The following is a 22,580-nucleotide window of genomic DNA, read 5'->3' on the forward strand; positions in this document are numbered from 1 at the left end:
GCGCGCAGCCCTCGACAGGCGACACGCTCGCGCCATCAGGAGTTGTACCGCTGCTGGGTCTTCTCGAGGCCCTCGGCGATCAGGCACTCGACGGCGTCGGCGGCGGAGTCGACCTGGAAGGGGAGCTCCTTGCGCTGCGTGGTCGAGTAGTTCGACAGCACGAAGTCGGCGACGTCCTGGCGGCCGGGCGGGCGGCCGATGCCGGCGCGGACCCGGAAGAAGTCGCCGGTGCCGAGGGAGGACCGCATGGACTTGAGGCCGTTGTGGCCGTTGTCGCCGCCGCCCTTCTTGACACGGAGGGTCCCGAAGTCGATGTCGAGCTCGTCGTGGATGGCGACGATGCGCTCGGCGGGGACCTTGTAGAACGTGGCGAGCGCCTTGACCGGGCCGCCGGACTCGTTCATGTAGGAGCGGGCCTTCGCGAGCACGACTCGCGGCGCGTCGGCGCCGGGGGCGCCGAGCCGGCCCTCGACGACGTCGGCACGGCCGGACTTGTGAGCGCGGAAGCCGCTGCCCATCCGGCGGGCGAGCTCGTCGACCACCATGTAGCCGATGTTGTGCCGGTGCCCGGCGTACGACGGCCCGGGGTTGCCGAGGCCGACGACGAGCCACACGTCGGTGCCGGTCACGTCATCGCTCCTCGGGTCAGGGGTGGAAGCAGAGCTCCCCGGCGCGGAGGACCGCGCCGGGGAGATCAACCGGCCCAGGAACCACCTGAGCCGTGCGAAGGTCACTCGCTGTCGCCGCCCTCGGCGGGCGCAGCCTCCTCGGCGGCCTCGGTGTCGCCCTCAGCGGCCTCGTCGGCGGGCTCCTCGGCCACGGGGGCCTCGGTGACGTTGACGACGAGGGTCTCGGCGTCGGTCAGGAGCGTGGTGCCGTTGGGCAGCTCGACGTCGCTGGCGTGGATCTGGGTGCCGGCCTCGGCGCCCTCGATGCTGATCTCGAACTGCTCGGGGATGTGGGTCGCCTCGGCCTCGACCTGGAGGGTCGCGTTCTCGGTGACGACGAGGGTGCCCGGGGCGGCGTCGCCTACCAGGTGGACGGGGACGTCGACGGTGACCTTCTCGCCACGCTTCACGGCGACGAAGTCGACGTGCTCGAGGAGGCGGCGGACCGGGTCGACCTGGACCTGCTTGGTCAGGGCGAGCTGGACGTCGCCGTCGATGTCGAGCTCGAGCAGGGCGTTCGCGCCGCCGTGGCGGATCGCCATCATGGTCTCGTGGCCCGGGAGGGTCAGGTGGATCGGGTCGTTGCCGTGGCCGTAGACGACGGCGGGGATCTTGTCCTCGCGGCGGATGCGGCGGGCGGCGCCCTTGCCGAACTCGGTGCGCAGCTCGGCCTTGATCTTCTCGGTGCTCATGGGGAACTCCTGGCTCGTCCTTGTCGGGTGGCGTTGCCCGGGAAAGAGGAACGCCACGCTTCCCTGGCCCGATGACCGGCAGGGCGCGCGGCGTCAGAAGACGAACCGGCCCAGTCGATCACGGAGTCACAGAAGCGGGTGCTCCCTCGCCGAGGCAACCGGAAGAGACTACCGAGGGACGGCCGCCGCCGCGAAATCCACGTCAGGGCCCCGACCGGACCGCTAGAGGTACGGGTCCGTGACCTCGCGGAGCGCGACCAGCGCGTCCTGCAGTGCGGCCATCCGCTCGGCGCCGAGGTGGCGGCGCCACTCCCGCTCCACGGCCCGCTCCTCGCGCCGGGCAACCGCCCGCGCGGCGCGGCCGCGGGGGGCGAGCACGACGAGGCGCGCCCGGGCGTCCGCGGGGTCAGGCACCCGCTCGACGTACCCGCACCGCTCGAGCTGGTCGACGAGCGCACTGGCGCTCTGCTTGGTGATCCGCGCCTGCTCGGCGATGTCGGTGACCCGGATGCCGTCCTCGCGGAGTCGGGCGGCGGCCCGCGCCATCGCGGGCGTCAGGTCCTCGAAGCCAGCGGCCACGACCGCGTCGTTGATCCGCTGCTCGACGTACCGCGCGCCGATGAACATCAGCAGGCCGGGATGCGGACCGGACAACTCTTCCTCCTCGAGACCTTGACGAACTGGTCAGCGCGACTGACCATATCAGTCAGGGAAACTGACCAGTCGAGATCACGAGGGCGGCGATGGACAAGAGCACCCTGTGGGCCTGGGTCCACGCCGAGCGCACGGCTCTGGCCACCACCCTCGCCGACCTCTCCCCCGAGGAGTGGGCGCACGAGTCGCTGTGCCCGGGGTGGAGCGTGCACGACGTGGCCGCGCACGTGATCTCGACGCCGCAGATCGGCTGGCCCCAGATGGGCGGGCTGGTGGCGCGCAACCTGGGGCGTGGCTACAACACGATGATCTTCCGCGAGGTGAAGCGACTCGGCGCCCGAGAGACGAGGGAGAGCATCCTCGCCGACTTCGACCGGTTCGCCACCAGCACGAACCACGTGCCGACGACCACCAGCGTCGAGCCACTCATCGACGCGCTGATCCACCACCAGGACGTCGTCCGCCCGCTCGGCCGGACCCGCGAGATGCCACCGGAGGCGGCGGCGGTCGCCGCCGACCGGGTGCGCCGCCTCGCCTTCCTCATGGGCACCCGCCGCCTGCTGCGCAGCGTGCGCCTCGTCGCCACCGACGTCGACTGGGCCCGTGGCTCCGGCCCGACCATCACCGGCCCGATGCAGGAGCTGCTGATGATCGCCTCCGGCCGCCGCCCCGACCCCGCCCTGGTCTCCGGCGAGGGCGTGGCACTCGTGCCGGCGCTGTCCTGACGCTGGTCGGCGCGGCGGCGGGGGAGAAATTCGCCGGTCGACCGGCGAAACTCACGCTTGACCGACGAAGCTTCGTCGGTCAAGCGTGAGCTTGACGGTCAGGTTCGTCCCGGACGCCGGGGTTGTGTCGGGATACCGATTTATACTCGGCCGAAGTATAAAGACGTATCACGCGGAGGCGGCATGCCCAGCAACCCCTACACCCCCGGCCAGGTGCCCCGGATCCTCGCCGGGCGCGCGGTCGAGATGCGGCGGATCGAGGGGCTGCTGGCGCGCGTCGCGACGTACGGCGAGCTGGGTGGTCCGCTGCTGGTGTTCCACGCGCCGCGCGGCATCGGCAAGACCTCCCTGCTGCGCGCGGGCCAGCGCCGCGCGACCGAGTCCGGGTTCGTCACCGCGTGGGTCGCGTGCTCTCGGCAGCGGCCGGTGCTACCGGAGGTCGCGCACAGCATCGGCCGGGCGCTGGAGCGCGCGGACGCCGTACCGTCCGGCGCGGCCGGCAACCGCTGGCGTGGTCAGCTGGAGCGGCTCACCGTCGAGGTCGGCCTGCCCGGCGCGAAGGTGCAGGCCGAGCTCGCGCGCAAGGAGGCGACCGCTCCCCCGCAGGCGGTGATCGGGATCCTCGAGTCGCTGCTGCACGACGCTGCCACCGCGGTCCGCCAGCACGGCGGGGCCGGCCTGCTGCTCCTGCTCGACGAGCTGCACACCGCGTCGGCCGACGACATGTCGGTGCTGCTCAACACGCTGCAGAACCTCGACGGCGAGCGCGCCGACAACCCGCTCGCGGCGGTGTCCGCCGGCCTGCCCGTGACGCCCGAGGCCCTGACCCGGGCCGCCACCTTCGGTGAGCGGAGCACGTTCATCTCCCTCGACGTCCTCTCCGAGGACGACGCCCGGGCGGCGCTGGTGCAGCCGGCCGAGGTCGAGGGCGTGGGCTGGACCGACGCCGCGCTCGCCGCGATCGTGGCCGAGTCGCACGGCTACCCGTACCTCATCCAGCTGCTCGGCAGCACCACCTGGGACGCCGCGGAGCCCGACCGCGGCGACCGGCTCACCCTCAACGACGTCCGGCGCGGACTCCCGGTCGCGCGCGACCAGCTCGCCGCGATGCACCGCGCCCGCTGGGGTGCTGCGACCCGGCTCGAGCAGCGCTTCCTCGCCGCGATGGCCGCGGCCGGCGACGGCAACGTCACCCGCGCCGCGATCGCCGCCGGGATGGGCGTCGACTCACGGGCAATCAGCGTGCCGCGGGAACGGCTCATCGAGAAGGGCGTGATCGAGCCGGTCGGTCACGGCCTGGTGCGCTTCACCCTGCCCGGGTTCGGGGCGTTCGTACGCTCGCTCGACCAGGCGTGACGGCTGGNGCCGCGTCGATTGGGCAGGAACTGCAGCCCGCGGGGCCGAATTGTCGCCGTTTGGTCCCAAACGACAACCCTTCTGGTGACCCCTTACGCGTGCCCGTCGAACATCGACGTGACCGAGCCGTCCTCGAACACCTCGCGGATGGCACGGGCCACCATCGGGGCGATCGAGAGGGTGGTCAGCTTGTCGAACTGCTTCTCGTCCGGGACGGGGAGCGTGTTGGTGACGACGATCTCGGTCGCGGTGCTGTTCTTGAGCCGGTCGACGGCAGGCTCCGACAGGATCGCGTGGGTGGCGGCGATGACGACGCCGGCGGCACCGGCGGTCATCAGGGCCTCGGCGGCCTTCACGATCGTGCCGCCGGTGTCGATCATGTCGTCGGTCAGCACGCAGATCTTGCCGGCGACCTCGCCGACGACGCGGTTGGCGACGACCTCGTTGGCGACGTCGATGCGGCGGGTCTTGTGGATGAAGGCCAGCGGCGCGCCGTCGAGCCGGGCGGCCCAGCGTTCGGCGACCTTGATCCGGCCGGCGTCGGGCGAGACGACGGCGAGCTCCTGGTGGCCGTACTTCGCCTTGATGTAGTCGGTGAGCACCGGCAGCGCCATCAGGTGGTCGACGGGGCCGTCGAAGAAGCCCTGGAGCTGGTCGGCGTGCAGGTCGACGGTGATGATCCGGTCGGCGCCGGCGGTCTTGAACAGGTCGGCGATGAGGCGCGCGGAGATCGGCTCGCGACCGCGGTGCTTCTTGTCCTGGCGGCTGTAGCCCCAGAACGGCATGACGACCGTGATCCGCTTGGCCGAGGCACGCTTGAGCGCGTCGACCATGATCAGGTGCTCCATGATCCACTCGTTGATCGGAGTGGTGTGGCTCTGGATGACGAACGCGTCGCAGCCACGCACCGACTCGGCGTAGCGGACGTAGATCTCACCGTTGGCGAACTCGCGGGCGTCGGTGGGCACGAGCTGCTGCCCGAGGATCTCGGCCACCTCCTCCGCCAGCTCGTGGTGTGCCCGTCCCGAGAAGACCATCAGGTTCTTCTCGGTCGTCCGCTTCAAGCCGCTCACGCGTGACTCCCCTGGTCGCCGGAGTTGATACTCAGGATTCTGCCTTCTCCGGGAGGTCGTCCCCAACTCCACGGCCGTTTTCGGACGGTTCACCCAGCGCCGCGGCGGCGGCGTCCGCCTGGGCCGTGCCGGTACGACGCAGCAGCACCCAGCGCTCGATGTTGCGCTGCGGCGAGGTGCTCACCGCGAGGGCCCCCGGCGGGACGTCGCGGCGGACCACGGTGCCGCCGCCGGTGGACGCGCCGTCGCCGATCTCGATGGGTGCGACGAAGGTGTTGTTGGAGCCGGTCTTGGCGTGGCGGCCGACCTTCGTGCGGTGCTTGTCGACGCCGTCGTAGTTGGCGAAGATCGTGCCCGCCCCGATGTTGGTGCCCTCGCCGATCTCGGCGTCGCCGACGTACGACAGGTGCGGGACCTTCGCGCCCTCGCCGATGGCGGCGTTCTTCGTCTCGACGAAGGTGCCGATCTTGCCCTTCGCGCCGAGGGCGGTGCCGGGGCGCAGGTAGGCGAACGGGCCGACGGTCGCACCGTCGCCGACGACGGCCAGCTGGGCGTGGGCGCGCACGACGCGGGCGCCCGCACCGACCTCGCAGTCCTCGAGGGTGGTGTCCGGCCCGATCACCGCGTCCTCGCCGACGACGGTCGCGCCGAGCAGCTGGGTGCCGGGCAGGATCGTGACGTCCTGGGCGAGGACGACGTCGGCGTCGATCCAGGTGGTCGCGGGGTCCATGACCGTGACGCCCTCGCGCATCCAGCGGGTGACGATGCGGCGGTTGAGCTCGCGGCCGAGCTCGGCCAGCTGCGCGCGGTCGTTGGCCCCCTCGGTCTGCAGCGCGTCCTCGACGGCGTGGGCGGCGACGAGCAGGTCGTCTCGACGGGCGAGCGCGATCGCGTCGGTCAGGTAGTACTCGCCCTTGGCGTTGTCGTTGCCGATCCGGCCGATGGCGTCGGCGAGGAAGGCCGCGTCGAAGGCGAGGATGCCGGAGTTGATCTCGGTGATCGCCCGCTGCTCGGCGGTGGCGTCCTTCTCCTCGACGATGGCCTGCACGGCACCCGCGTCGTCGCGCACGACCCGGCCGTAGCCGTGCGGGTCGGCGACGATGCCGGACAGGATGCTGACCGCGGCGCCCGCGCTGCGGTGGGACTCCGCGAAGGCGCGCAGCGTGTCCCCGGCGAGGAGCGGCGTGTCGCCGTACGCGATGAGGACGGTGCCTTCGCTCGGCGGGGCGTCGAGCGCCTCCAGCGCCACCCGGACGGCGTGCCCGGTGCCGAGCTGCTCCTCCTGGACGGCGAGCACGGCGTCGGGGCGCAGCTCGCCGACGTGCGGGGCGACCAGCTCGCGCTGGTGGCCCACGACGGTCACCACGCGGGTCGGCTCGAGCGAGCCGACCGCGGCGAGCACGTGGCCGATCATGCTGCGCCCGCCGATGCGGTGGAGCACCTTCGGGGTCTTGGACTTCATCCGGGTGCCCCCGCCGGCGGCGAGGACGATGACGGTCAGCTGCTCACTCACGCGGACACAGTAATCCCGCGGGACGGAGGCCCCGCGCGCCCACCCGAGCGGCCCACCCGAGCGGCCCACCTGAGCGGACCGCCCGCGACCGGATCCGGTCGCATCCTTTTCCACAGTTCGACGAAAGCCCGTGCATCCGGCGCCGATGAGGCGTATCACAGGAGACCTACGACACACAGGGACAACGACACCGACCAATGAAGGGAGCACGACGATGTGCGACCACTCCCCGCAGTGCCCGGACGCCGCGGCCACCGACTGCTGCAGCGCCCACGTGACCGCCGACCACAGCGAGCAGGGCTGGTGCCGGCTCTGCAACGGCGTCATCCTCTTCGACGACGGCGCGTACCTCACGCCCGAGGGCCAGCCGATGGAGCTGCGCCGCACGGCCTGACGCCGGCTCGTCGTCCGCCGACCGGCTGACCCCTCGCGACCGCCCCGTAGGCTCGGGGAATGGCGGAAGGCTCCACCGTCCTCGTGACCGGGGCGACCGGATTCATCGGTCGCCGGCTCGTGGACGCCCTCGTTGACCAGGGCGCCGACGTGCGCGCCCTCACCCGGCGACCCGAGAGGTACGACGGCGCCGGCACGCCGTACGGCGGTGACGTCTCCGACCCCGCCTCCCTGGTCGAGCCGCTCGCCGGCGTCGACGTGGCGGTCTACCTCGTGCACTCCCTCGACCGCGAGGACTTCGAGGAGCGCGACGCCGCCGCGGCGCGCGCCTTCGGGGCGGCCGCGGCCGAGGCCGGGGTGCGCCAGATCGTGTACCTCGGCGGCCTGGGCGACGACGGCGACGAGCTGTCGGCGCACCTGCGCTCGCGGCGCGAGGTGGAGTCGCTGCTCGGCGAGGCCGGCGTGCCGGTCACGGTGCTGCGCGCAGCGATCGTCGTGGGCCACGGCGGCATCTCGTGGGAGCTCACCCGCCAGCTGGTGAAGAACCTGCCGGCGATGGTGGTGCCGAGGTGGACGAGCACCCGCACGCAGCCCATCGCTGTCGACGACGTGATCCGCTACATCGTCGGCGTCATCGGCGACGAACGGGCGTTCGGCGAGGTCTTCGAGATCGGCGGACCCGAGGCGATGACCTACGTCGACATGCTCGAGATCGCCGCCGAGGTGCAGGGCGGCAAGCCGGTGCCGCTGGTGCGCGCACCGGTGCTGACCCCGAGGCTGTCGTCGTTCTGGCTCGCCCTGGTCACCGACGTCGACGTGACGACCGGGCGCAACCTGATCGACTCGATGAGCACCGAGGTGGTAGTCACCGACGGCCGGATCCGCGAGCTGGTGCCGGGTGAGCCGCTGAGCTACCGCGAGGCGGTGCAGCGGGCGCTGGCCGAGCGGCTGCAGGAGGGCCTGGAGGTCTGAGGGCGAGCCGTCAGCCGAAGAGCAACGGCAGCACCACGAGCATCGCGAACGACCAGGTGCAGTGGGTCAGGATCGGCGCGAGGATGCCGCCGGACGCCCGACGCTCCAGCCCGACCACGACGCCGAGCACGATCGCCGCGAAGGCGAGCATCACGTTGCCGGTCGCGAGGGTGGCCAGCACGTAGGCCACCGACGTCCACGCCACCGGGTGGCGAGGTACGGCGGCGTAGGCCGCCCCACGGAAGAACAGCTCCTCGGCGACCCCGTTGACGACCGTGACCAGCACGAGCAGCGGCAGCGCGCCCTGGTCGGCGAAGTCGGTCACCGACCGGACCTGGTCGTGGAGCCACGGGACCTCCCGCACCACGAGCCCGCCGACGACGAACACCGCGGCGAGGGCGAGCCCGAGGACGATCGGCGAGAGCACCGGCCGCACCAGGGTGTCGCCGTCGCGCGGCGAAACGATCCGGCCCAGGTGGAGCGGCCCGGAGAGGAAGGCGCCCGCCGTCCAGATGACCGCCATCGCGAAGGTGGCCGGGTAGAACCACGGGTTGCCCGGCTCGATGCGCAGCGAGAGTCCGAGCATGGCGGCGCCGACGAGCACGACACCGACCGTGACGCCCTGCCGCTGCCGCAGCGCCTCGGGCGAGTCGCGGTGGTCGCGTGGGACGACGTCCCACAACGACCTGCGGACCCAGCGCGGCACCATGCCCCGAACCTACGGGGTCGCCACTACCCTCGCCCCATGACGACCGCTCCCCGCTCCGAGCGCCTCCTCGACGCCCACGTCGCGTGGCTGGTCACCCGGCTCACCGGCGACGAGCTGGCCGCCACCGTCGAGCGGGACGTGCGGGCGCTGCTCGACGTCGAGTCGCGCACCACCCTCGCCGAGCTCGTCGACGCCGACCGGGCGAAGGAGCTGGTGCACGAGGCGCTGGCCACGGTCCCGGCGAGCACCGGCGCGAGCACGCTGGTCGCGATGGTGGCCGACGTGCTGCACGAGGGCCCGGAGGCGTCGTACACGCTGGGCGAGCTGGTGTCCCGCGAGGACGTCGAGCGCATCGCGCCGGCGGCGCTGTCGCGCACCGACCTGGTCGCCCGGCTGCTCGACGACGCCACGGCCAGCCCGCTCGCCTCGACCCTGGCCTCGCGCTTCGTCGGCCGGCTGGTCGGCGAGGTGCTCCAGTCCAACCGCGCCGTCGCGGAGAAGATCCCCGGCGTGGGCGCCCTGTTCGCGCTCGGCGTGGGTGCGGCGGGGGTCGTCGCCGGCGCGGCCGACAAGCAGCTGGAGGGCGTGCTGGGCGCCGGTGGTGCGTTCGCTACCAAGCGGCTCAACAAGGTGCTGGTCGAGACCCTCAAGGACCCGGCCGCCCGTGCGGCCGTCGTCGAGCTCTACGACCTGTACGCCGACAAGCCGGTGCCGCACCTGAGCGAGGTCGCCTCGCGCGAGGACGTCCACCGCGCTGCGGACCTGCTGCAGGACGTGGCGATCGCGGCGGCCACCAGCGACCCCGCGCACGCGCTGGCCGACGCGCTCGTCGACGCCTTCTACGGGATCTACGGCGACCACCCCGCCACCGCCCTGGCGGCCGACCTCGGCCTCGACCAGGACACGCTGGTCGCCCACGTCACCGAGCTGGCCTCGGTCGTGGTCACCACGGCACACGAGGCCGGCGACCTGGAGCGGCTGCTGCGCGAGCGGCTCGCGCCGTTCTACGCCTCCCCCGAGGTCGCGGCGATCCTCGACGAGCTCCCCGGGTAGGAGTCGAACCTACGTCGCTTGTCCTGATTCAAAGTCAGGCGGGCCCTGCCGACAGACCAACCGGGGATTGCAGGGCCCAGCCTAGGGTGCCGGCGCCGGGCCGGGCGAAGTGGTCGGCGGTGCGGTCGGGCTCGCGGCGCGGGGCTCAGCCGTTCGGCACGAAGCAGATCAGGGTGTCCTGCTCTGCGTACTCGAAGGGCTGGCCCGGGGTCGCGCAGGCGCCGCCGGCCTTGCCGACGGAGGCGACCTTCTGGACCTGCGGCTGGCCCTTCGTGGCGGCGCAGTCGACCTTGCCCTCGGTGGCGAGGTCGAAGCAGTCGCCCTTGGCGGCGTTGATCACCAGGCACAGGTCGACGAAGGCGTCGGAGCCGGCGCGGGAGACCTGGTAGCCGGTCTCGTTCGCCCCGCAGCTGCCGGCGTCGCCGACGACCTTGTGGCTCGCCTTCGCGTCGCCGCAGCCGACCTCGACGGCCTCGTCGTTGGTGCCGTCCTTCTCGAAGTAGACGCACTCACCGACGTCGGGCGCCTTGGCCTGCTCGGCCTTCTCCTCGCCCCTGGAGGAGAAGTAGTAGACGCCGAGCGCGACGGCGATCGCGACACCGATGCCGACGAGGCGGGCGACGAGGCTCTTTCCCATGCGCGCAGCCTTGCACGCTCGCGCCCGGCGCAACCAGCGGCCGGTCAGCCCAGCCGGTCAGCCCAGCAGGTCAGCGCAGCAGGTCGCGGCCGATGACCATCCGCTGGATCTGGTTGGTGCCCTCGAAGATCTGGGTGACCTTGGCGTCGCGCATCATCCGCTCGACGGGGTACTCGCGGGTGTAGCCGTTGCCGCCGAGCACCTGCACCGCGTCGGTGGTGACCCGCATCGCCGCGTCGGTGGCGGTGAGCTTGGCGATCGAGGCCTGCCGGGAGAACGGGCGGCCGGCGTCCTTGAGCCGCGCGGCGTGGAGGTACGACGCCCGGGCCCGCTCGACCTCGGCGGCCATGTCCGCGAGCAGGAACTGCAGGCCCTGGAACTCGCCGATCTTCTTGCCGAACTGCTCGCGCTCCTTGGCGTACTCGACCGCGTAGGCCAGCGCACCCTGCGCGATGCCGGTCGCGACGGCGGCGATGCCGAGCCGGCCGGCGTCGAGCGCCGACAGGGCGACCCGCATGCCGGCGCCCTCCTCGCCGACCAGCTGGGCGGCCGGGATCCGGGCGCCGTCGAAGAGCACCTGCGTGGTGACGTCGCAGTGCAGGCCCATCTTCTTCTCGGGAGCGCCGAAGCTCATGCCCTCGGTGCCGTCGGGGACGACGAAGGCCGACAGGCCGCGCGTCCGGTCCTCGCCCGTGCGGGCGAAGAGGATGTAGTAGTCCGCGCAGGAGCCGTTGGAGATCCACTGCTTGGTGCCCTTGACGACGTAGTCGTCGCCGTCGCGCACCGCGGCGGTCCGGATGCCGCTCACGTCGGAGCCGGCCTGCGGCTCGGAGAGGCAGTAGGCGCCGAGCCAGTCACCGGACAGCATCCGCGGCAGCCACGCGTCGCGGACCTCCGCGGAGGCGTTCGCTGCGACGACGGTCGCCGTGAGCGCGTGCACGCTCGTGCCGACCCCGACGCTGGGCCACGCCGTGGCGATCTCCTCGACGACCTGGAGGTACACCTCGTAGGGCTGTCCGCCGCCGCCGTACTCCTCGTCGAAGGGCAGGCTCAGCAGGCCCGACCGCCCCAGCAGGCGGTAGGCCGCTTCCGGGAAGACCGCCGCCTCCTCGGCCTCCGCCACCTGCGGCGCGAGCTCCTTCGTCGCGATCTCGCGGGCGAGGGCGAGCAGCTCCTCGGCCTCCTCCGTGGGCAGCAGGCGGTCGACAGTCGTGGCCATGACCCGAACCTAAGCGTCGGCGCCGCTTCCGGAAAATCCGGGAAAGGCTCACCAACCACGAGCCGCTGCCACTAGGCTCCGGCTGTCGCTGGGGGGCGTCAGGGGGGACTGGACGAGGAGTTCCGTCGTGCTCTCATACCCCCGCCACGTGCTCGGCCGCCTGCGCCTGATGGCTGCCTCGCGGCTGCCGGACACGCCCGTCGAGCGCCGCATCCGCGGCGTCCGGATGACGCTGCCGCGTCGCCACGGGCTGCCCTACTTCGCCCGCAAGGGCACGAAGTACGCCGACAACCTGGTGCGCCTCGCCGAGCTGCTCGGCGCGCACGAGGGGTCGGTGAACCTCCTCGACGTCGGCGCCAACGTGGGCGACTCGACGATGCTCGTGCTCGCCAAGGTGGACGGCTGCGCGGTCTGCCTGGAGGCCAACCCGCGCTGGCTGCCCTACCTGGAGGCCAACCTCGCCCAGCGCCCCGGCGTGGAGATCGTGCCGGCCGTGCTCGTGGCGCCCGGCACCGACACCTCGGTGCCGCTCGGCGTGCGCTCGGCCGACGTCGGCAGCAGCATCGTGGTCCGCGACGAGGACGAGACGGCCGGCACCGCCGAGGCCGAGTCCTTCCCCGCGCTGACCACGACCGTGCTGCTCGAGCAGCACCCGCAGCTGCGCGACGTGCGACTCATCAAGTCCGACACCGACGGCTACGACGTCATGCTCGTCAACGCCTACCTCGAGACGTTCGTGGGCTCGCGACCGGTCATCTTCTTCGAGTTCGACCCGCGCCCGACCCGGATGGTCACGCCGGAGTACGAGCCGCAGAAGCTCTGGGCCCAGCTGGTCGACGCCGGCTACACCTCGGCCGTCGTGTGGGACAACCTCGGCAACCTGCTCTTCAGCGCGGCGACCGAGGAGCTGGCCGAGCGCAGCGCGGTCCTCGACCTGACCGTCCAGGAGCGCGGCTACGGCTTCTGGGACGTCGCGGTCGCCCACGTCGACGACCCGGTCGGGGGCCGGGTCCTCGAGGAGATCGTCGCCGACTGACCTGCTCCCCCGACCTCACGGTGCGGGGGTGTACTCCAGCGCGACCCAGTCGTTGACGTCGTACCGGCCGTTGGTGCGGAGCACCACCGACTGCACGCCCACCGGCCGGCCGTCGCGGTAGGTGATCAGCGCGATGTTGGCGTCGCGGCGCAGCTTGGTGCCGATGGCGATCGCGTACGCCGCGCCGCCGGTCGTGCCGACGGTGTAGGTGTAGCCGACCCGCCCGTCCTCGGCGGTGACGGCGTTCGGGCCGTCCTCGACGTGCACGTGGCCACCGACGACGAGGTCGACGCAGCCGCGGGCGAGGGCACCGTCGCCGAAGTCGGCGTCGTGCAGCAGCAGGGTGTTGACCCGGTCGCCGTCCTCGTCGGCCTCGCACACGGCCTCGGTGAGCCGCTCGGCGACCTCGGCCGACGACAGGCCCTTCTCGTCGCGCCAGTTGCCCAGGCCGCTGGAGCGGGGGTCGTCGACCCCCATGATCCGGGAGCCGCCGGGACCGTCGACGACCTCGCCGTCGAAGTACTCCCACCCGTGGTCGCTCATGTGGGCGCGCACGAAGTCGCCGTTGTCGTGGTTGCCGGCCACCGCCCACCTGTCGAAGCCGGAGAACGCCGCCGAGACGGAGTCGAGCGAGAAGGCCTCCCACCGCTCCCCCGTCGAGGTGTCGTCGCCGGCGTCGAGGACGGCGGTGGCGCCGGCGCGGTCGGCGACGGCACGCGCGACCGCGTCCATGCCGACGTTGAGGTGGCGGTCCGAGACGAGGACGGCGACGGTCTCGTCCTCCCGCGGCTCGCGCAGCGGCAGCTCGGCCGCGTCCTTGGTGGCCTTCGAATAGAACGCCTCGCCCTGGCGGTAGCTGTTGACCGCGCTGCCGATGAGCCGCCGGGTCTCGGCCGCGGTGACCGCGCCGGTGACCTCGACGTCGCGCACCTGCTCCGGGAGCGGGATGTCCGGCCCCAGGAACTGCGCCAGCGTGATCCACCGCTCGGGCTCCGGCTGGTGCCGCCCCCAGCCGAGCGGGGCGACGGCCGCAGTGACGAGCACCAGGCAGCCACCGGCCGCGACGACGCCGCGTCGCGACGGCAACCGGGCGAGCAGTGCGTGGCGCCGCTCACGGCCGACGAGCCACCACAGCGCGAACGGCACGGTGGCGAGTGCGCTCGCCTGCACGAGCGCGGCCAGGGCCATGGTCCGCACTGAGCGTTCGACGACCGCGATCTGTCCCTCGGGCTGGGAGGCGATCGCCGCGTAGCGGGCGGTCAGCTCCGGAACCGAGGTGGTGTCGGTGTTGCCGAGCTCGATCTCCAGCCCGAACCGGGACCCGGTCGGGATGCGCAGGTCCGGCAGCACCGGTCCCATGCGCAGCACGAGGTCGCCCGAGAAGTCGGGGCTGATCGTCGCCTCGTGGCTGGCGAGGTCGACGGTCCGCTCGCTCTCGACGAAGATCACCGCCGCGACGCTCGCGGTGAGCGCAGCCCAGCCGAGCACGCCGGCCAGCAGCGCGAGCCGGTGCAGCACGGCGGCTCGCGGCCACGACGCACCCCGGCCAGGGAGCCGGTCGCTACCTGCGCGCACGGGCCTCGGCGACGGCGTACAGCGCGACCGAGGCGGCCACACCAGCGTTGAGCGACTCGAGCACGCCGGCCATCGGGATCGACAGCAGGCGGTCGCAGTTCTCCGACACCAGGCGGGACAGGCCGTCGCCCTCGGAGCCGACCACGATCACGAGCGGCCCCTTGGCGAGGTCGTCGTCGGCGGCCAGCTCCGGCAGGGTCAGGTCGCCGTCGGCGGCCAGGCCGACCACGAAGCAGCCCGCCTCCTGGTAGGCCTGGATCTGCCGGGTGAGGTTGGTGGCCTGGGCGACCGGGCAGCGCGCCGCGGCGCCGGCGGAGGTCTTCCACGCCGCTGCGGTCATCGAGGCCGCGCGCCGCTCGGGGATGACCACGCCGTGCGCGCCGAAGCCGGCGGCGCTGCGGACGATCGCGCCCAGGTTGCGCGGGTCGGTGATCGAGTCGAGCATGACGACCAGCGGGGCCTGGCCGGCCTCCTCGGCGAGGTCCAGCAGGTCGTCGGGGTGCGCGTACTCGTAGGCCGGGATGCGCGCGGCGAGACCCTGGTGCGCGGCACCGTCGGTGAGCCGGTCCAGCTCGCCGCGGCTGACCTCGAGCAGGCCGACGCCCTGCTCAGCGGCGAGGCGGAAGACCTCCCGCAACCGGTTGTCGCGCTCGGCGCCCTCGGCGACGTAGACGGAGGTGACGGGCACCTTCTCGCGCAGCGCCTCGACGACGGAGTTGCGCCCGGCGATCCACTCGGCGTCACTGCCCTTGCGGCGCGGGCCGCCACGCCCGCCCTTCTTCGCAGCCGCAGCCTTCTTGGCCTGGGCGATCTTGTGGGCCTTGTGGTACTCGCGCTCGGTCGCCTTGGGGGTCGGGCCCTTGCCCTCGAGGCCACGCTTCACGCGGCCGCCGGAGCCGGCGGTCGGCTTCTTGCTCTGCTTGCGCACCGCGCCCCTGCGCGAGGAATTGCCTGCCATGTCAGCTCACCGTCCAGGTCGGTCCGTCGGGGGTGTCGGTGACCTCGATGCCGGCCGCCTTGATCCGGTCGCGGATCGCGTCTGCCCGGGCCCAGTCCTTGTCGGCGCGCGCCTGCGCGCGCTCCTCGAGCAGGCCGGCGACGAGGGCGTCGACCGCGCGGCTCAGCCGCTCCTCGGTGTCCGAGCTGCCGGAGCCCGCCCAGGCGGGGTCGGCCGGGTGCACGCCGAGCACGTCGAGCATCGCCGCCACCGCGCCCGCCGCGACCGAGGCGTCCTCACCCGCCGCGAGCTGGCGGTTGCCCTCGCGCACGGTGTCGTAGAGGACGGCGACAGCCGCCGGCGTACCGAGGTCGTCGTCCATCGCGGCGGCGAAGGCCTCGGGCAGGTCACCGGGCTCGGCGGTGCCGGCGCGCTCGAGGAAGGCCTCGATCCGGCGGTAGCCCGCGGCGGCCTCGTCGAGGGCGTCGAAGGAGAACTCCACGTGCGAGCGGTAGTGCGCCGCGACCACGTAGAAGCGCAGCTCAGCACCGCGGTAGCGCTCGAGGATCGACGGGATGCTCAAGGTGTTGCCGAGCGACTTGCTCATCTTCTCGCCGGCGGTGGTGATCCACGCGTTGTGCATCCAGTACGACGCGAACGCGCCGCCGGCCGCACGCGACTGGGCCTGCTCGTTCTCGTGGTGCGGGAAGCGCAGGTCGACGCCGCCGCCGTGGATGTCGAAGGCCTCGCCGAGGTACTTGCCCGCCATCGCGGAGCACTCGATGTGCCAGCCGGGGCGGCCCGGGCCCCAGGGGCTCGGCCACGACGCGGTCTCCGGCTCGGAGTCCTTGCGGCCCTTCCAGAGCGCGAAGTCGCGCGGGTCCCGCTTGCCGCGCGGGTCGGCGTCGGCGGCGGGCTCCATGTCGTCGACACCCTGGTGGGTCAGCTCGCCGTACTGCGGCCAGGAACGGACGTCGAAGTAGACGTCGCCGGAGCCGTCGGCCGCCGGGTAGGCGTGGCCGCGCTCGACGAGCCGCTCGATCAGCACGATCATCTCGGGGATGTGCCCGGTGGCGGCCGGCTCGTACGTCGGCGGGGCGACGTTGAGCGCGGCGTAGGCCTTGTCGAGCTCGATCTTCATCGCGTAGGCGAGGTTGTACCAGGGGCGGCCCTGCTCGGCCGACTTGGTGAGGATCTTGTCGTCGATGTCGGTGATGTTGCGGATGAAGGTGACCTCGTAGCCGCGGTGGCGCAGCCACCGCTGGAGCACGTCGAAGTTCACCGCCGAGCGCACGTGCCCGACGTGGGGCTCGCTCTGCACCGTCAGACCACAGACGTAGAGACCCGCTTTGCCCTCCTGGAGGGGCACGAAGTCACGGACTTCGCGGGTCGCGGTGTCGTAGAGCCTGATGGTCACGCGGGCAAGTCTAGGGATCCGGGACGCCCGGCCACTCATCCCCGCGGCGCGGGCGCGCTGTCAGCAGCCGTAGCCGCCGTCGACGTCGAGCTTCTGGCCGGTGATGAAGCCCGCACGCGGGGAGGCGAGGAAGCAGACCGCCTCGGCGATGTCGGCGGCGGTGCCGAAGGTGCGCAGCGGGATGTTGCCGCGGGTGACCTCGAGGGCCCGCTCGTCCAGCTCGCCGCTGCTGATCAGCCGCTCGGCCATCCCGTCGGTCAGCATGCCCGGGCCGACCGCGTTGACCCGCACGCCGAACCGCCCCTCCTCGGCGGCGAGGCCGCGCACGATCGCCTCGACCGCGGCCTTGGGCGCCGACGAGAGACCGTCGCGGACGGGGAAGCGGGTGGTGGCAGCGGTCGTCACGGCCGTGAGGCTGCCGCGGGACTCGCGCAGGAACGGCAGGGCTGCATGGGCGACGGCGAAGAAGCCGGCGGTGTCGACGGCCAGCTGGGCAGSCATGTCGGCCGGCGGCACGCGGGAGAGGTGGACCATCGGCACGTGCGGCCCGGCGGCGTGCACGACGGTGTGGAGGCCGCCCAGCTCGGCGGCGGCGTGCCCGACCACGCGCGGCACCTCCTCGGGCTGCGCCAGGTCGAGGCCGTACGACGCCACGCCGACGTCGACCGGCCGGGACCGGTGCGTCACCGCGACCCGGGCCCCGCGCTCCTCGAGCAGCTCGGCGATCGCACGGCCGAGACCGCCCGAACCGCCCACGACCAGGGCGCCGCCGTCGCGGCCAGCGAAGTCCTGCACGGGCGCAGCCTAGGGTCTGCCCGACGCGTCGTACGGGACGTCCGGGTCAGGCCTTCGCCGAGACGCTGACGGTGTGCCAGCCGGTGGCGCCGTCGGGCAGCACGTCGGCGACGACCCCGGTCTGGGTGCTGCCGTCGTTGTCGACGGCGCGGACGCGGATCTGGTGGTCGCCCTCCTCGAGGCGCACGCTCGCTCGCCACTGCACCCAGGTGTCGACGTTCGGGGTGCTGGCCAGCTCGGCGTCCTCCCAGCCGCCGCCGTCGACCTGGACCTGGACCCGGGAGATGCCGGTGTGCTGCAGCCAGGCGCTGCCGGCACAGACGACTTCGCCGGCGGGGACCTCGGCGTTGTTGCGCGGCACGTCGATGCGGGAGGCGATCTTGACCGGCCCCTGCTCGGCCCAGCCCTTGTCGGTCCAGTAGGCGGTGATGTCGTCGAACGTCGTGACCTCGAGGTCGACGACCCACTTGGTCGCGGAGACGTAGCCGTAGAGGCCGGGGACGATCGTGCGCACCGGGAAGCCGTGCTCGATCGGCAGCGGCTCGCCGTTCATCGCGACCGCGAGCATCGCGTTGCGCTCGTCCATCAGCGCGGCCAGCGGGGTGCCGCAGGTCCAGCCGTCCTCGGAGGTCTGCAGCACCGCGTCGGCGCCCTGCGCCGGCCCGGCCTCGGCGAGCAGGGCGGCGAGGCGCACGCCGCTCCACCACGCGTTGCCGACCAGGTTGCCGCCGACCGGGTTCGACACGCAGTTGAGGGTGATCCAGTCCTGGGTGAGCTCGCGGTCGAGCAGGTCGCGGTAGGTCAGCGTGATCTCGCGCTCGACCATCCCGTGGATGCGCAGCTGCCAGTCGGCGGGCGCGATGGTCGGCTTGATGAAGGCCGTGTCGATCAGGTAGAAGTCCTCGTTCGGCGTCTGCCACGGCACGACGCCGTCGACGCCGACTCCCACACCGGCCGGCACGGCGGGCGCGGTGACGCCCTCGATGCGCAGCAGCCGCCGGCTCTCCTCGGCACGGCGACGGGCGTTGCCGGCGATCCGGCCGACGAGGCCCGCCGCAGCGGCGAGCGCCGCAGCACCGCCGATCGCGACGAAGAAGTGGCGACGGGTGTGCGCAGGCTCGGTGCCCGGGTCCTCGTCGCCCTCGTCCTCGACGACCTCCCAGCCGCGCAACCACTCCGCCAGCACCGCGAGCGTCACCACCCACACCAGCAGCCCGACGACGATCGGCACGAAGTCGATCGGGGAGGGGGTCGGCTTGGTCGCGACCGCCACCACCGCCACGACCGCGAGGGCGACGTACCCGGTCACCGCCAGCCACCAGCGGCGCCGGGCGAGGCGGCCGAGGAGCGCGAAGGCGACGGCGAGGAAGAACAGGATGCCGAGGACCAGGATCTTCTTGTCGTCGCGGTCGAAGGTGTTGATCGCCCACTTCACGACCGATCCCGGCGTGAGCGCCGTGATCCCCTCGGCGACCGCGACGACCGGCGCCTCCCGCACGTGCAGCAGTGCCGCGGCGGCGTAGCTCGTCGCCAGCCCCAGCAGGCCGGCCACCAGGCCGGACAGCGCCCACCAGGCGCGGGAGGTCCTCACGACCTCGATTGTTCCTCAGGCATGATCGGGCCGTGAACACCACCGGGTTGCGCGTCGGCATCGGCTCCGACGTCCACCGCCTCGTCCCCCGCGCCGCGGACGCCCCGCCCCTCGCCCTCGGCGGCCTGCAGTGGCCCGACGAGGACGTCGTGCTGGAGGGCCACTCCGACGCCGACGTCGCCGCCCACGCGGCCTGTGACGCCCTGCTCTCGGCAGCCGGGCTGGGCGACCTCGGCAGCAACTTCGGTACGGCGGAGCCGGAGTGGGCCGGCGCCAGCGGGGCCGCACTGCTGGGCGAGACCCGGCGCCGGGTCGAGGCCGCGGGCTTCCGGGTCGTCAACGTCGCCGTGCAGGTGATCGGCAACCGGCCCAAGGTGGGCCCGCGCCGGGCCGAGGCGGAGGCCGCGCTGTCGGGCGTCGTCGGCGCCCCGGTGTCACTGTCGGCCACCACCACCGACGGGCTCGGCCTGACCGGCCGCGGCGAGGGCGTCGCTGCCATCGCCACCGCGCTGCTGTCGTCCTGAGACGGGACCTGACCGACAAATCTGTTTCCTGACCGACGAAACTTCGTCGGTCCAGCGACAGTTTCGCCGGTCGACCGGCGAAYTCATCCCCTCCCGCTCCCCGCGACCCGCCCAAGGTGCGACACGCTGTCGCGGACGGCTCCGGGCGTGGCAGGGTGGGCGGCGGAACGGACCCGGCCCCTCCGGCGAGGGGTCGGCCACGACGCCGAGGAGGACCCTTCGTGCCCCAGCGTGAGGTGATCACCGAGGACGGGCTGCGCATCCACGTCACCGTGCGCGGCCGCGACGACGCGCCGGTGAACGTGCTGCTCTCGCACTGCTGGACCGCGGAGGAGTCCGACTGGCACTACCAGGTCACCGACCTGCTGGACCGCTACGGACCCGACATCCGGCTGATCACGTGGGACCACCGCGGCCACGGGCGCTCCGACCGGGCTCCCGAGCCGGCGTGCACGATCCCGCACCTGGCTCGCGACCTGGGCCTGGTCGTCGACACCTGGGCCACGGACGGGCCGCTGGTGCTCGCCGGCCACTCCGTGGGCGGGATGACGCTCACCGCGATCCCCGAGGAACGCCCGGACCTGGTGCCCCGCATCGCCGGCGCCCTGTTCGTCAGCACCAGCTGCGGCGACCTGAGCAAGGTCACCCTCGGCCTGCCGGCCGCGACCGGCCCGGTGCTGCCGTTCCTGCTGGCCAACCGCTCGCGGATACTCAGCCGCAGCCGGCGCGAGCGGTTCCCGGTCATCGAGCGCCAGATCGCCAAGCGCTTCCTCTTCGGTCGCCCGGCCCGTCCGCGCGACGTCGGGCTGGTGGTGGACCAGCTGATCCACGCCTGGCCCGAGACGATGTCCGGCTTCTTCCGCGACATGATGGCCCACGACCGCGTGGGCAACCTGTCGGCGTTCGACGACGTGCCGACCACCGTGCTCGTCGGAAGTCGCGACCTGCTCACCCCGCCGGAGCACGCCGCGAAGATCGCCGAGGGCATCCGCGGGGCGCGCCTGCTGGTCGCGCCCGACGCCGGGCACTACCTGCCCTTCGAGCGGCGCGAGCTGGTCACCGACGAGCTGGTCGCGCTCGTCGACCGGGCGCTGGCCGATGCCGGGACCGAGCAGGATCCCCGGACTGGCCGGCACCGGGCCGAGGCCTGACCGGCAGCCGCCGGACGGGATCAGGCGGCGGTGACCTTCCGGCCACCGACGAGCACGACACCCTCGACCACCTTGACGTCGTACGCCGGCACGGCGACGTGGTGGTCGTCGAGGCACTGCCCGGTGCGCAGGTCGAAGGCGTGCCGGTGCGCGACCGAGGCGACGAACGGGGTGTCGCCGCGCCGACCGACGATCCCGCGGGAGATGCCGCCGTGGGAGTGCCGGGCGAAGGGGTCGTGGTTGCCCAGGGCGTAGACCGCGTCGTCAGCGGTGCGGAAGATCGCGATCGCCTGGCCGTGCACGAGCGCCGTCACGCCCCGGTCGACCTCGAGCTCGGCCATGCGGCACACCGGCTGCCACTCCTCCGCCGCTGGGTGACCCGTCATGCAGCGAACGTAGGGTCCGTTCGTTCTCAGCGGCGTTTCGCCGTGTAACGAGCATGAAAACGCTTGCTCTCGTCCCGGGGGCGGCGCTCGCTAGGCTCGCCCCGTGCCGAGTCCCACCGCCGCCGTCGTCGTGCTCGCTGCAGGCAGCGGGACCCGGGTCGGCGCCCAGGTCAACAAGGTCCTCCTCCCCCTGCACGGGGTGCCGCTGCTCGGGTGGTCGGTGCGCACCGCGCTCGAGGTGCCCGGCGTCGACCCCGTCGTGGTCGTGTGCCGCCCGGGCGAGCGCGGGCAGGTCGGCGCCGCGCTGCAGCCGCTGGTCGGCGAGCGCGAGGTGCTGCTGATCGACGGCGGCGCGACCCGGCAGGCCTCCGAGCAGGCGGCGCTCGACCTGCTCGCGCCCCGCGTCGCCGACGGCAGCGTCGACGTGGTCGCGATCCACGACGGTGCACGCCCACTGGCCGGCGTCGACCTCTTCGAGGAGACCATCGCCGCGGCCCGCGAGCACGGCGGCGCGGTGCCCGCCTTCGACCTGCCCGGCCTGCTCCCCCGCTCCGCGAGCGAGGTGCCCGCGCCGGGTGGTCCCGGCACCCGGCTGGCCGGGGTGCAGACCCCGCAAGCGTTCCGGGCGGCACCGCTGCTGGTCGCGTACGCCGCAGCCGCGGAGGCCGGCTTCGACGGCACCGACACCGCGGCCGCGTTCGCGGAGTTCGCAGCGGGTGGCGACCTGTCGATCCACGCCGTGCCGTCGAGCGCGCGCAACGTCAAGGTCACCTGGGCCGAGGACCTGCGGGTCGCCGAGCGGCTGCTCGGCTAGCCTCGACCACCCGCCTGCGGGCGCCGGGGTCAGCGGGGGTCGGTCAGCGCCTCGAGCACGGCGATATCGTCGGGCCCCCCCACCCGGCGCGCCTCGGCAGGCGCGTCCACGAGGGCGACCCGGTCGTCGCCGTACCGCTCGCGCAGCGCGGCGACGAGCTCGACGAAGTCCGTGGACGGCAGGCCGCCGCCGTCGCCGAAGAGGTCGCCGACGACCGAGGGCGGCAGGACCACCGGGGAGCAGACCGCGACCAGGCCGTCCCGGTCGACGGTGGCCCCGACCGTCGCGGCCCCGGCGGCACCGGTGACCTCCTTGACGGTGTCGGTCACCGGGCGGACCCCGACGGCCACGACGTCGTCGACGGCAGCACGGTCGGCGCAGGAGGCGATGAAGTCCGGCGGGGTGGCCGGGCAGAGCGGGTCGTGCAGCACGAGCGCCTCGCCGCGCTCGGCGACGACCGACAGCGCGACGGTGAGGTCGACCAGGTCGACCCCGGCCTCGCCGGCCGCCCAGGCGGCGGCCGCGACGAGGGACTCGCCGTGGATCAGGTGGAAGGGCAGGGCACCACGGCCCTCCTCGACCACGATCCCGGAGACCGGGGCGGAAATGTCGACGGCGTCATACGGGTGCGGGTTCATCGGAACCCACCGTATGACGCCGTCGCAGCTGTGACGCTGTCAGGAGGTGGAG

24 protein-coding genes and 1 tRNA gene are annotated in these 22,580 nt (G+C 73.0%); 9 read left to right on the plus strand and 16 right to left on the minus strand.

Translation table 11 applies throughout. The features are described 5' to 3' along the window. Positions 1–35: 35 nt before the first annotated feature. From pth to L615_RS16855, 3 genes are all read right to left on the minus strand, one after another. On the minus strand, positions 36–629 hold the full coding sequence (gene pth / locus L615_RS16845) for an aminoacyl-tRNA hydrolase (protein ID WP_145725819.1): 594 nt from the start codon (positions 627–629) through the stop codon (positions 36–38). 101 nt (positions 630–730) lie between these two features. Then, entirely contained in the window at positions 731–1,360 is a 630-nt protein-coding gene (locus L615_RS16850) for a 50S ribosomal protein L25/general stress protein Ctc (protein ID WP_028654621.1), read from the minus strand. A 222-nt stretch (positions 1,361–1,582) separates the two neighbouring features. Then, complete coding sequence (locus tag L615_RS16855; protein ID WP_261376744.1) at positions 1,583–2,014, minus strand: MarR family winged helix-turn-helix transcriptional regulator; 432 nt, start codon at positions 2,012–2,014, stop codon at positions 1,583–1,585. A gap of 89 nt (positions 2,015–2,103) precedes the next feature. On the opposite strand from L615_RS16855, the gene L615_RS16860 reads away from it, so the two are divergent. Both L615_RS16860 and L615_RS16865 read left to right on the plus strand, forming a co-directional pair. Next, positions 2,104–2,739: a maleylpyruvate isomerase family mycothiol-dependent enzyme gene (locus tag L615_RS16860; protein WP_145725820.1), complete on the plus strand. Its 636-nt coding sequence runs from the start codon at positions 2,104–2,106 to the stop codon at positions 2,737–2,739. Between the two features lie 183 nt (positions 2,740–2,922). Then, positions 2,923–4,095, plus strand: a complete 1,173-nt coding sequence (locus tag L615_RS16865; RefSeq protein ID WP_028654624.1) for an ATP-binding protein — start codon at positions 2,923–2,925, stop codon at positions 4,093–4,095. Between the two features lie 92 nt (positions 4,096–4,187). Here the strand turns inward: L615_RS16865 and L615_RS16870 are convergent, their stop codons facing one another. Both L615_RS16870 and glmU read right to left on the minus strand, forming a co-directional pair. Then, the gene (locus tag L615_RS16870) at positions 4,188–5,168 is read right to left on the minus strand and encodes a ribose-phosphate diphosphokinase (protein WP_028654625.1); all 981 of its coding nucleotides are present in this window, start codon (positions 5,166–5,168) and stop codon (positions 4,188–4,190) included. 31 nt (positions 5,169–5,199) lie between these two features. After that, complete coding sequence (gene glmU / locus L615_RS16875; protein ID WP_145725821.1) at positions 5,200–6,681, minus strand: bifunctional UDP-N-acetylglucosamine diphosphorylase/glucosamine-1-phosphate N-acetyltransferase GlmU; 1,482 nt, start codon at positions 6,679–6,681, stop codon at positions 5,200–5,202. Between the two features lie 214 nt (positions 6,682–6,895). Between glmU and L615_RS16880 the strand changes: the two genes are divergently transcribed. Together L615_RS16880 and L615_RS16885 are read left to right on the plus strand one after the other, a co-directional pair. Beyond that, complete coding sequence (locus L615_RS16880) at positions 6,896–7,075, plus strand: DUF5999 family protein (protein ID WP_028654626.1); 180 nt, start codon at positions 6,896–6,898, stop codon at positions 7,073–7,075. A gap of 59 nt (positions 7,076–7,134) precedes the next feature. Beyond that, entirely contained in the window at positions 7,135–8,046 is a 912-nt protein-coding gene (locus tag L615_RS16885; RefSeq protein WP_145725822.1) for an NAD(P)H-binding protein, read from the plus strand. A 10-nt stretch (positions 8,047–8,056) separates the two neighbouring features. Here L615_RS16885 and L615_RS16890 read toward each other — a convergent pair whose 3' ends face one another. Next, positions 8,057–8,755: a type II CAAX endopeptidase family protein gene (locus tag L615_RS16890; protein ID WP_145725823.1), complete on the minus strand. Its 699-nt coding sequence runs from the start codon at positions 8,753–8,755 to the stop codon at positions 8,057–8,059. A 36-nt stretch (positions 8,756–8,791) separates the two neighbouring features. On the opposite strand from L615_RS16890, the gene L615_RS16895 reads away from it, so the two are divergent. Continuing rightward, entirely contained in the window at positions 8,792–9,808 is a 1,017-nt protein-coding gene (locus L615_RS16895) for a hypothetical protein (RefSeq protein WP_145725824.1), read from the plus strand. Here L615_RS16895 and L615_RS16900 read toward each other — a convergent pair. The 3 genes from L615_RS16900 to L615_RS16910 form a co-directional block, all read right to left on the minus strand. After that, positions 9,797–9,875 (minus strand) — tRNA-Gln (locus tag L615_RS16900). The two genes, L615_RS16895 and L615_RS16900, sit on opposite strands and share 12 nt — an antisense overlap. 78 nt (positions 9,876–9,953) lie before the next feature. Further along, entirely contained in the window at positions 9,954–10,445 is a 492-nt protein-coding gene (locus L615_RS16905) for a hypothetical protein (RefSeq protein WP_028654630.1), read from the minus strand. Positions 10,446–10,515: 70 nt separating this feature from the next. Then, on the minus strand, positions 10,516–11,664 hold the full coding sequence (locus L615_RS16910) for an acyl-CoA dehydrogenase family protein (RefSeq protein ID WP_145725825.1): 1,149 nt from the start codon (positions 11,662–11,664) through the stop codon (positions 10,516–10,518). A gap of 127 nt (positions 11,665–11,791) precedes the next feature. On the opposite strand from L615_RS16910, the gene L615_RS16915 reads away from it, so the two are divergent. Then, positions 11,792–12,700, plus strand: coding sequence for an FkbM family methyltransferase (locus tag L615_RS16915; RefSeq protein ID WP_145725826.1), 909 nt, complete (start codon positions 11,792–11,794; stop codon positions 12,698–12,700). 15 nt (positions 12,701–12,715) lie between these two features. Here L615_RS16915 and L615_RS16920 read toward each other — a convergent pair whose 3' ends face one another. From L615_RS16920 to L615_RS16940, 5 genes are read right to left on the minus strand one after another with little or no spacing between them, the layout of a single operon-like run. Continuing rightward, the gene (locus L615_RS16920; protein ID WP_261376745.1) at positions 12,716–14,218 is read right to left on the minus strand and encodes a metallophosphoesterase; all 1,503 of its coding nucleotides are present in this window, start codon (positions 14,216–14,218) and stop codon (positions 12,716–12,718) included. A 43-nt stretch (positions 14,219–14,261) separates the two neighbouring features. Beyond that, complete coding sequence (gene rlmB, locus L615_RS16925) at positions 14,262–15,233, minus strand: 23S rRNA (guanosine(2251)-2'-O)-methyltransferase RlmB (RefSeq protein ID WP_145725827.1); 972 nt, start codon at positions 15,231–15,233, stop codon at positions 14,262–14,264. 1 nt (position 15,234) lies between these two features. After that, a complete protein-coding gene (gene cysS / locus L615_RS16930) occupies positions 15,235–16,668 on the minus strand; it encodes a cysteine--tRNA ligase (RefSeq protein WP_198020114.1) in 1,434 nt (477 codons plus the stop codon). 21 nt (positions 16,669–16,689) lie between these two features. Beyond that, on the minus strand, positions 16,690–17,424 hold the full coding sequence (locus L615_RS16935; protein WP_145725828.1) for an SDR family NAD(P)-dependent oxidoreductase: 735 nt from the start codon (positions 17,422–17,424) through the stop codon (positions 16,690–16,692). A 46-nt stretch (positions 17,425–17,470) separates the two neighbouring features. Then, complete coding sequence (locus L615_RS16940; RefSeq protein ID WP_145725829.1) at positions 17,471–19,015, minus strand: molybdopterin-dependent oxidoreductase; 1,545 nt, start codon at positions 19,013–19,015, stop codon at positions 17,471–17,473. 32 nt (positions 19,016–19,047) lie between these two features. Here L615_RS16940 and ispF point away from each other — a divergent pair, with 32 nt between their 5' ends. Both ispF and L615_RS16950 read left to right on the plus strand, forming a co-directional pair. Beyond that, positions 19,048–19,539 (plus strand): 2-C-methyl-D-erythritol 2,4-cyclodiphosphate synthase, encoded by a 492-nt coding sequence (gene ispF / locus L615_RS16945; RefSeq protein ID WP_232221679.1) that lies wholly within the window; start codon positions 19,048–19,050, stop codon positions 19,537–19,539. A 221-nt stretch (positions 19,540–19,760) separates the two neighbouring features. Beyond that, positions 19,761–20,690, plus strand: a complete 930-nt coding sequence (locus L615_RS16950; RefSeq protein ID WP_186449905.1) for an alpha/beta fold hydrolase — start codon at positions 19,761–19,763, stop codon at positions 20,688–20,690. Between the two features lie 20 nt (positions 20,691–20,710). On the opposite strand, the gene nirD is transcribed toward L615_RS16950, so the two are convergent. Then, positions 20,711–21,076 carry a nitrite reductase small subunit NirD gene (gene nirD, locus L615_RS16955; RefSeq protein WP_028654639.1) on the minus strand — a complete coding sequence of 122 codons (366 nt, stop codon included), beginning with the start codon at positions 21,074–21,076 and terminating at the stop codon, positions 20,711–20,713. 103 nt (positions 21,077–21,179) lie between these two features. On the opposite strand from nirD, the gene L615_RS16960 reads away from it, so the two are divergent. After that, complete coding sequence (locus tag L615_RS16960; protein WP_145725831.1) at positions 21,180–21,890, plus strand: 2-C-methyl-D-erythritol 4-phosphate cytidylyltransferase; 711 nt, start codon at positions 21,180–21,182, stop codon at positions 21,888–21,890. 29 nt (positions 21,891–21,919) lie between these two features. On the opposite strand, the gene L615_RS16965 is transcribed toward L615_RS16960, so the two are convergent. Beyond that, the gene (locus L615_RS16965) at positions 21,920–22,528 is read right to left on the minus strand and encodes a 2-C-methyl-D-erythritol 4-phosphate cytidylyltransferase (protein ID WP_145725832.1); all 609 of its coding nucleotides are present in this window, start codon (positions 22,526–22,528) and stop codon (positions 21,920–21,922) included. Positions 22,529–22,580: the final 52 nt, after the last annotated feature.

This window comes from Nocardioides sp. J9 (genome assembly GCF_007829375.1).
In the GTDB taxonomy this organism is placed as follows: domain Bacteria; phylum Actinomycetota; class Actinomycetes; order Propionibacteriales; family Nocardioidaceae; genus Nocardioides.

Excerpts from the sequence above, each read along its gene's own strand:
- L615_RS16850 (WP_028654621.1), bottom strand. The coding sequence starts at position 1,360 with ATGAGCACCGAGAAGATCAAGGCCGAGCTGCGCACCGAGTTCGGCAAG.
- L615_RS16860 (WP_145725820.1), top strand. The coding sequence starts at position 2,104 with ATGGACAAGAGCACCCTGTGGGCCTGGGTCCACGCCGAGCGCACGGCT.
- L615_RS16865 (WP_028654624.1), top strand. The coding sequence starts at position 2,923 with ATGCCCAGCAACCCCTACACCCCCGGCCAGGTGCCCCGGATCCTCGCC.
- L615_RS16880 (WP_028654626.1), top strand. The coding sequence starts at position 6,896 with ATGTGCGACCACTCCCCGCAGTGCCCGGACGCCGCGGCCACCGACTGC.
- L615_RS16885 (WP_145725822.1), top strand. The coding sequence starts at position 7,135 with ATGGCGGAAGGCTCCACCGTCCTCGTGACCGGGGCGACCGGATTCATC.
- L615_RS16890 (WP_145725823.1), bottom strand. The coding sequence starts at position 8,755 with ATGGTGCCGCGCTGGGTCCGCAGGTCGTTGTGGGACGTCGTCCCACGC.
- L615_RS16895 (WP_145725824.1), top strand. The coding sequence starts at position 8,792 with ATGACGACCGCTCCCCGCTCCGAGCGCCTCCTCGACGCCCACGTCGCG.
- L615_RS16905 (WP_028654630.1), bottom strand. The coding sequence starts at position 10,445 with ATGGGAAAGAGCCTCGTCGCCCGCCTCGTCGGCATCGGTGTCGCGATC.
- L615_RS16910 (WP_145725825.1), bottom strand. The coding sequence starts at position 11,664 with ATGGCCACGACTGTCGACCGCCTGCTGCCCACGGAGGAGGCCGAGGAG.
- rlmB (WP_145725827.1), bottom strand. The coding sequence starts at position 15,233 with ATGGCAGGCAATTCCTCGCGCAGGGGCGCGGTGCGCAAGCAGAGCAAG.
- cysS (WP_198020114.1), bottom strand. The coding sequence starts at position 16,668 with ATGAGTGGCCGGGCGTCCCGGATCCCTAGACTTGCCCGCGTGACCATC.
- nirD (WP_028654639.1), bottom strand. The coding sequence starts at position 21,076 with ATGACGGGTCACCCAGCGGCGGAGGAGTGGCAGCCGGTGTGCCGCATG.
- L615_RS16965 (WP_145725832.1), bottom strand. The coding sequence starts at position 22,528 with ATGAACCCGCACCCGTATGACGCCGTCGACATTTCCGCCCCGGTCTCC.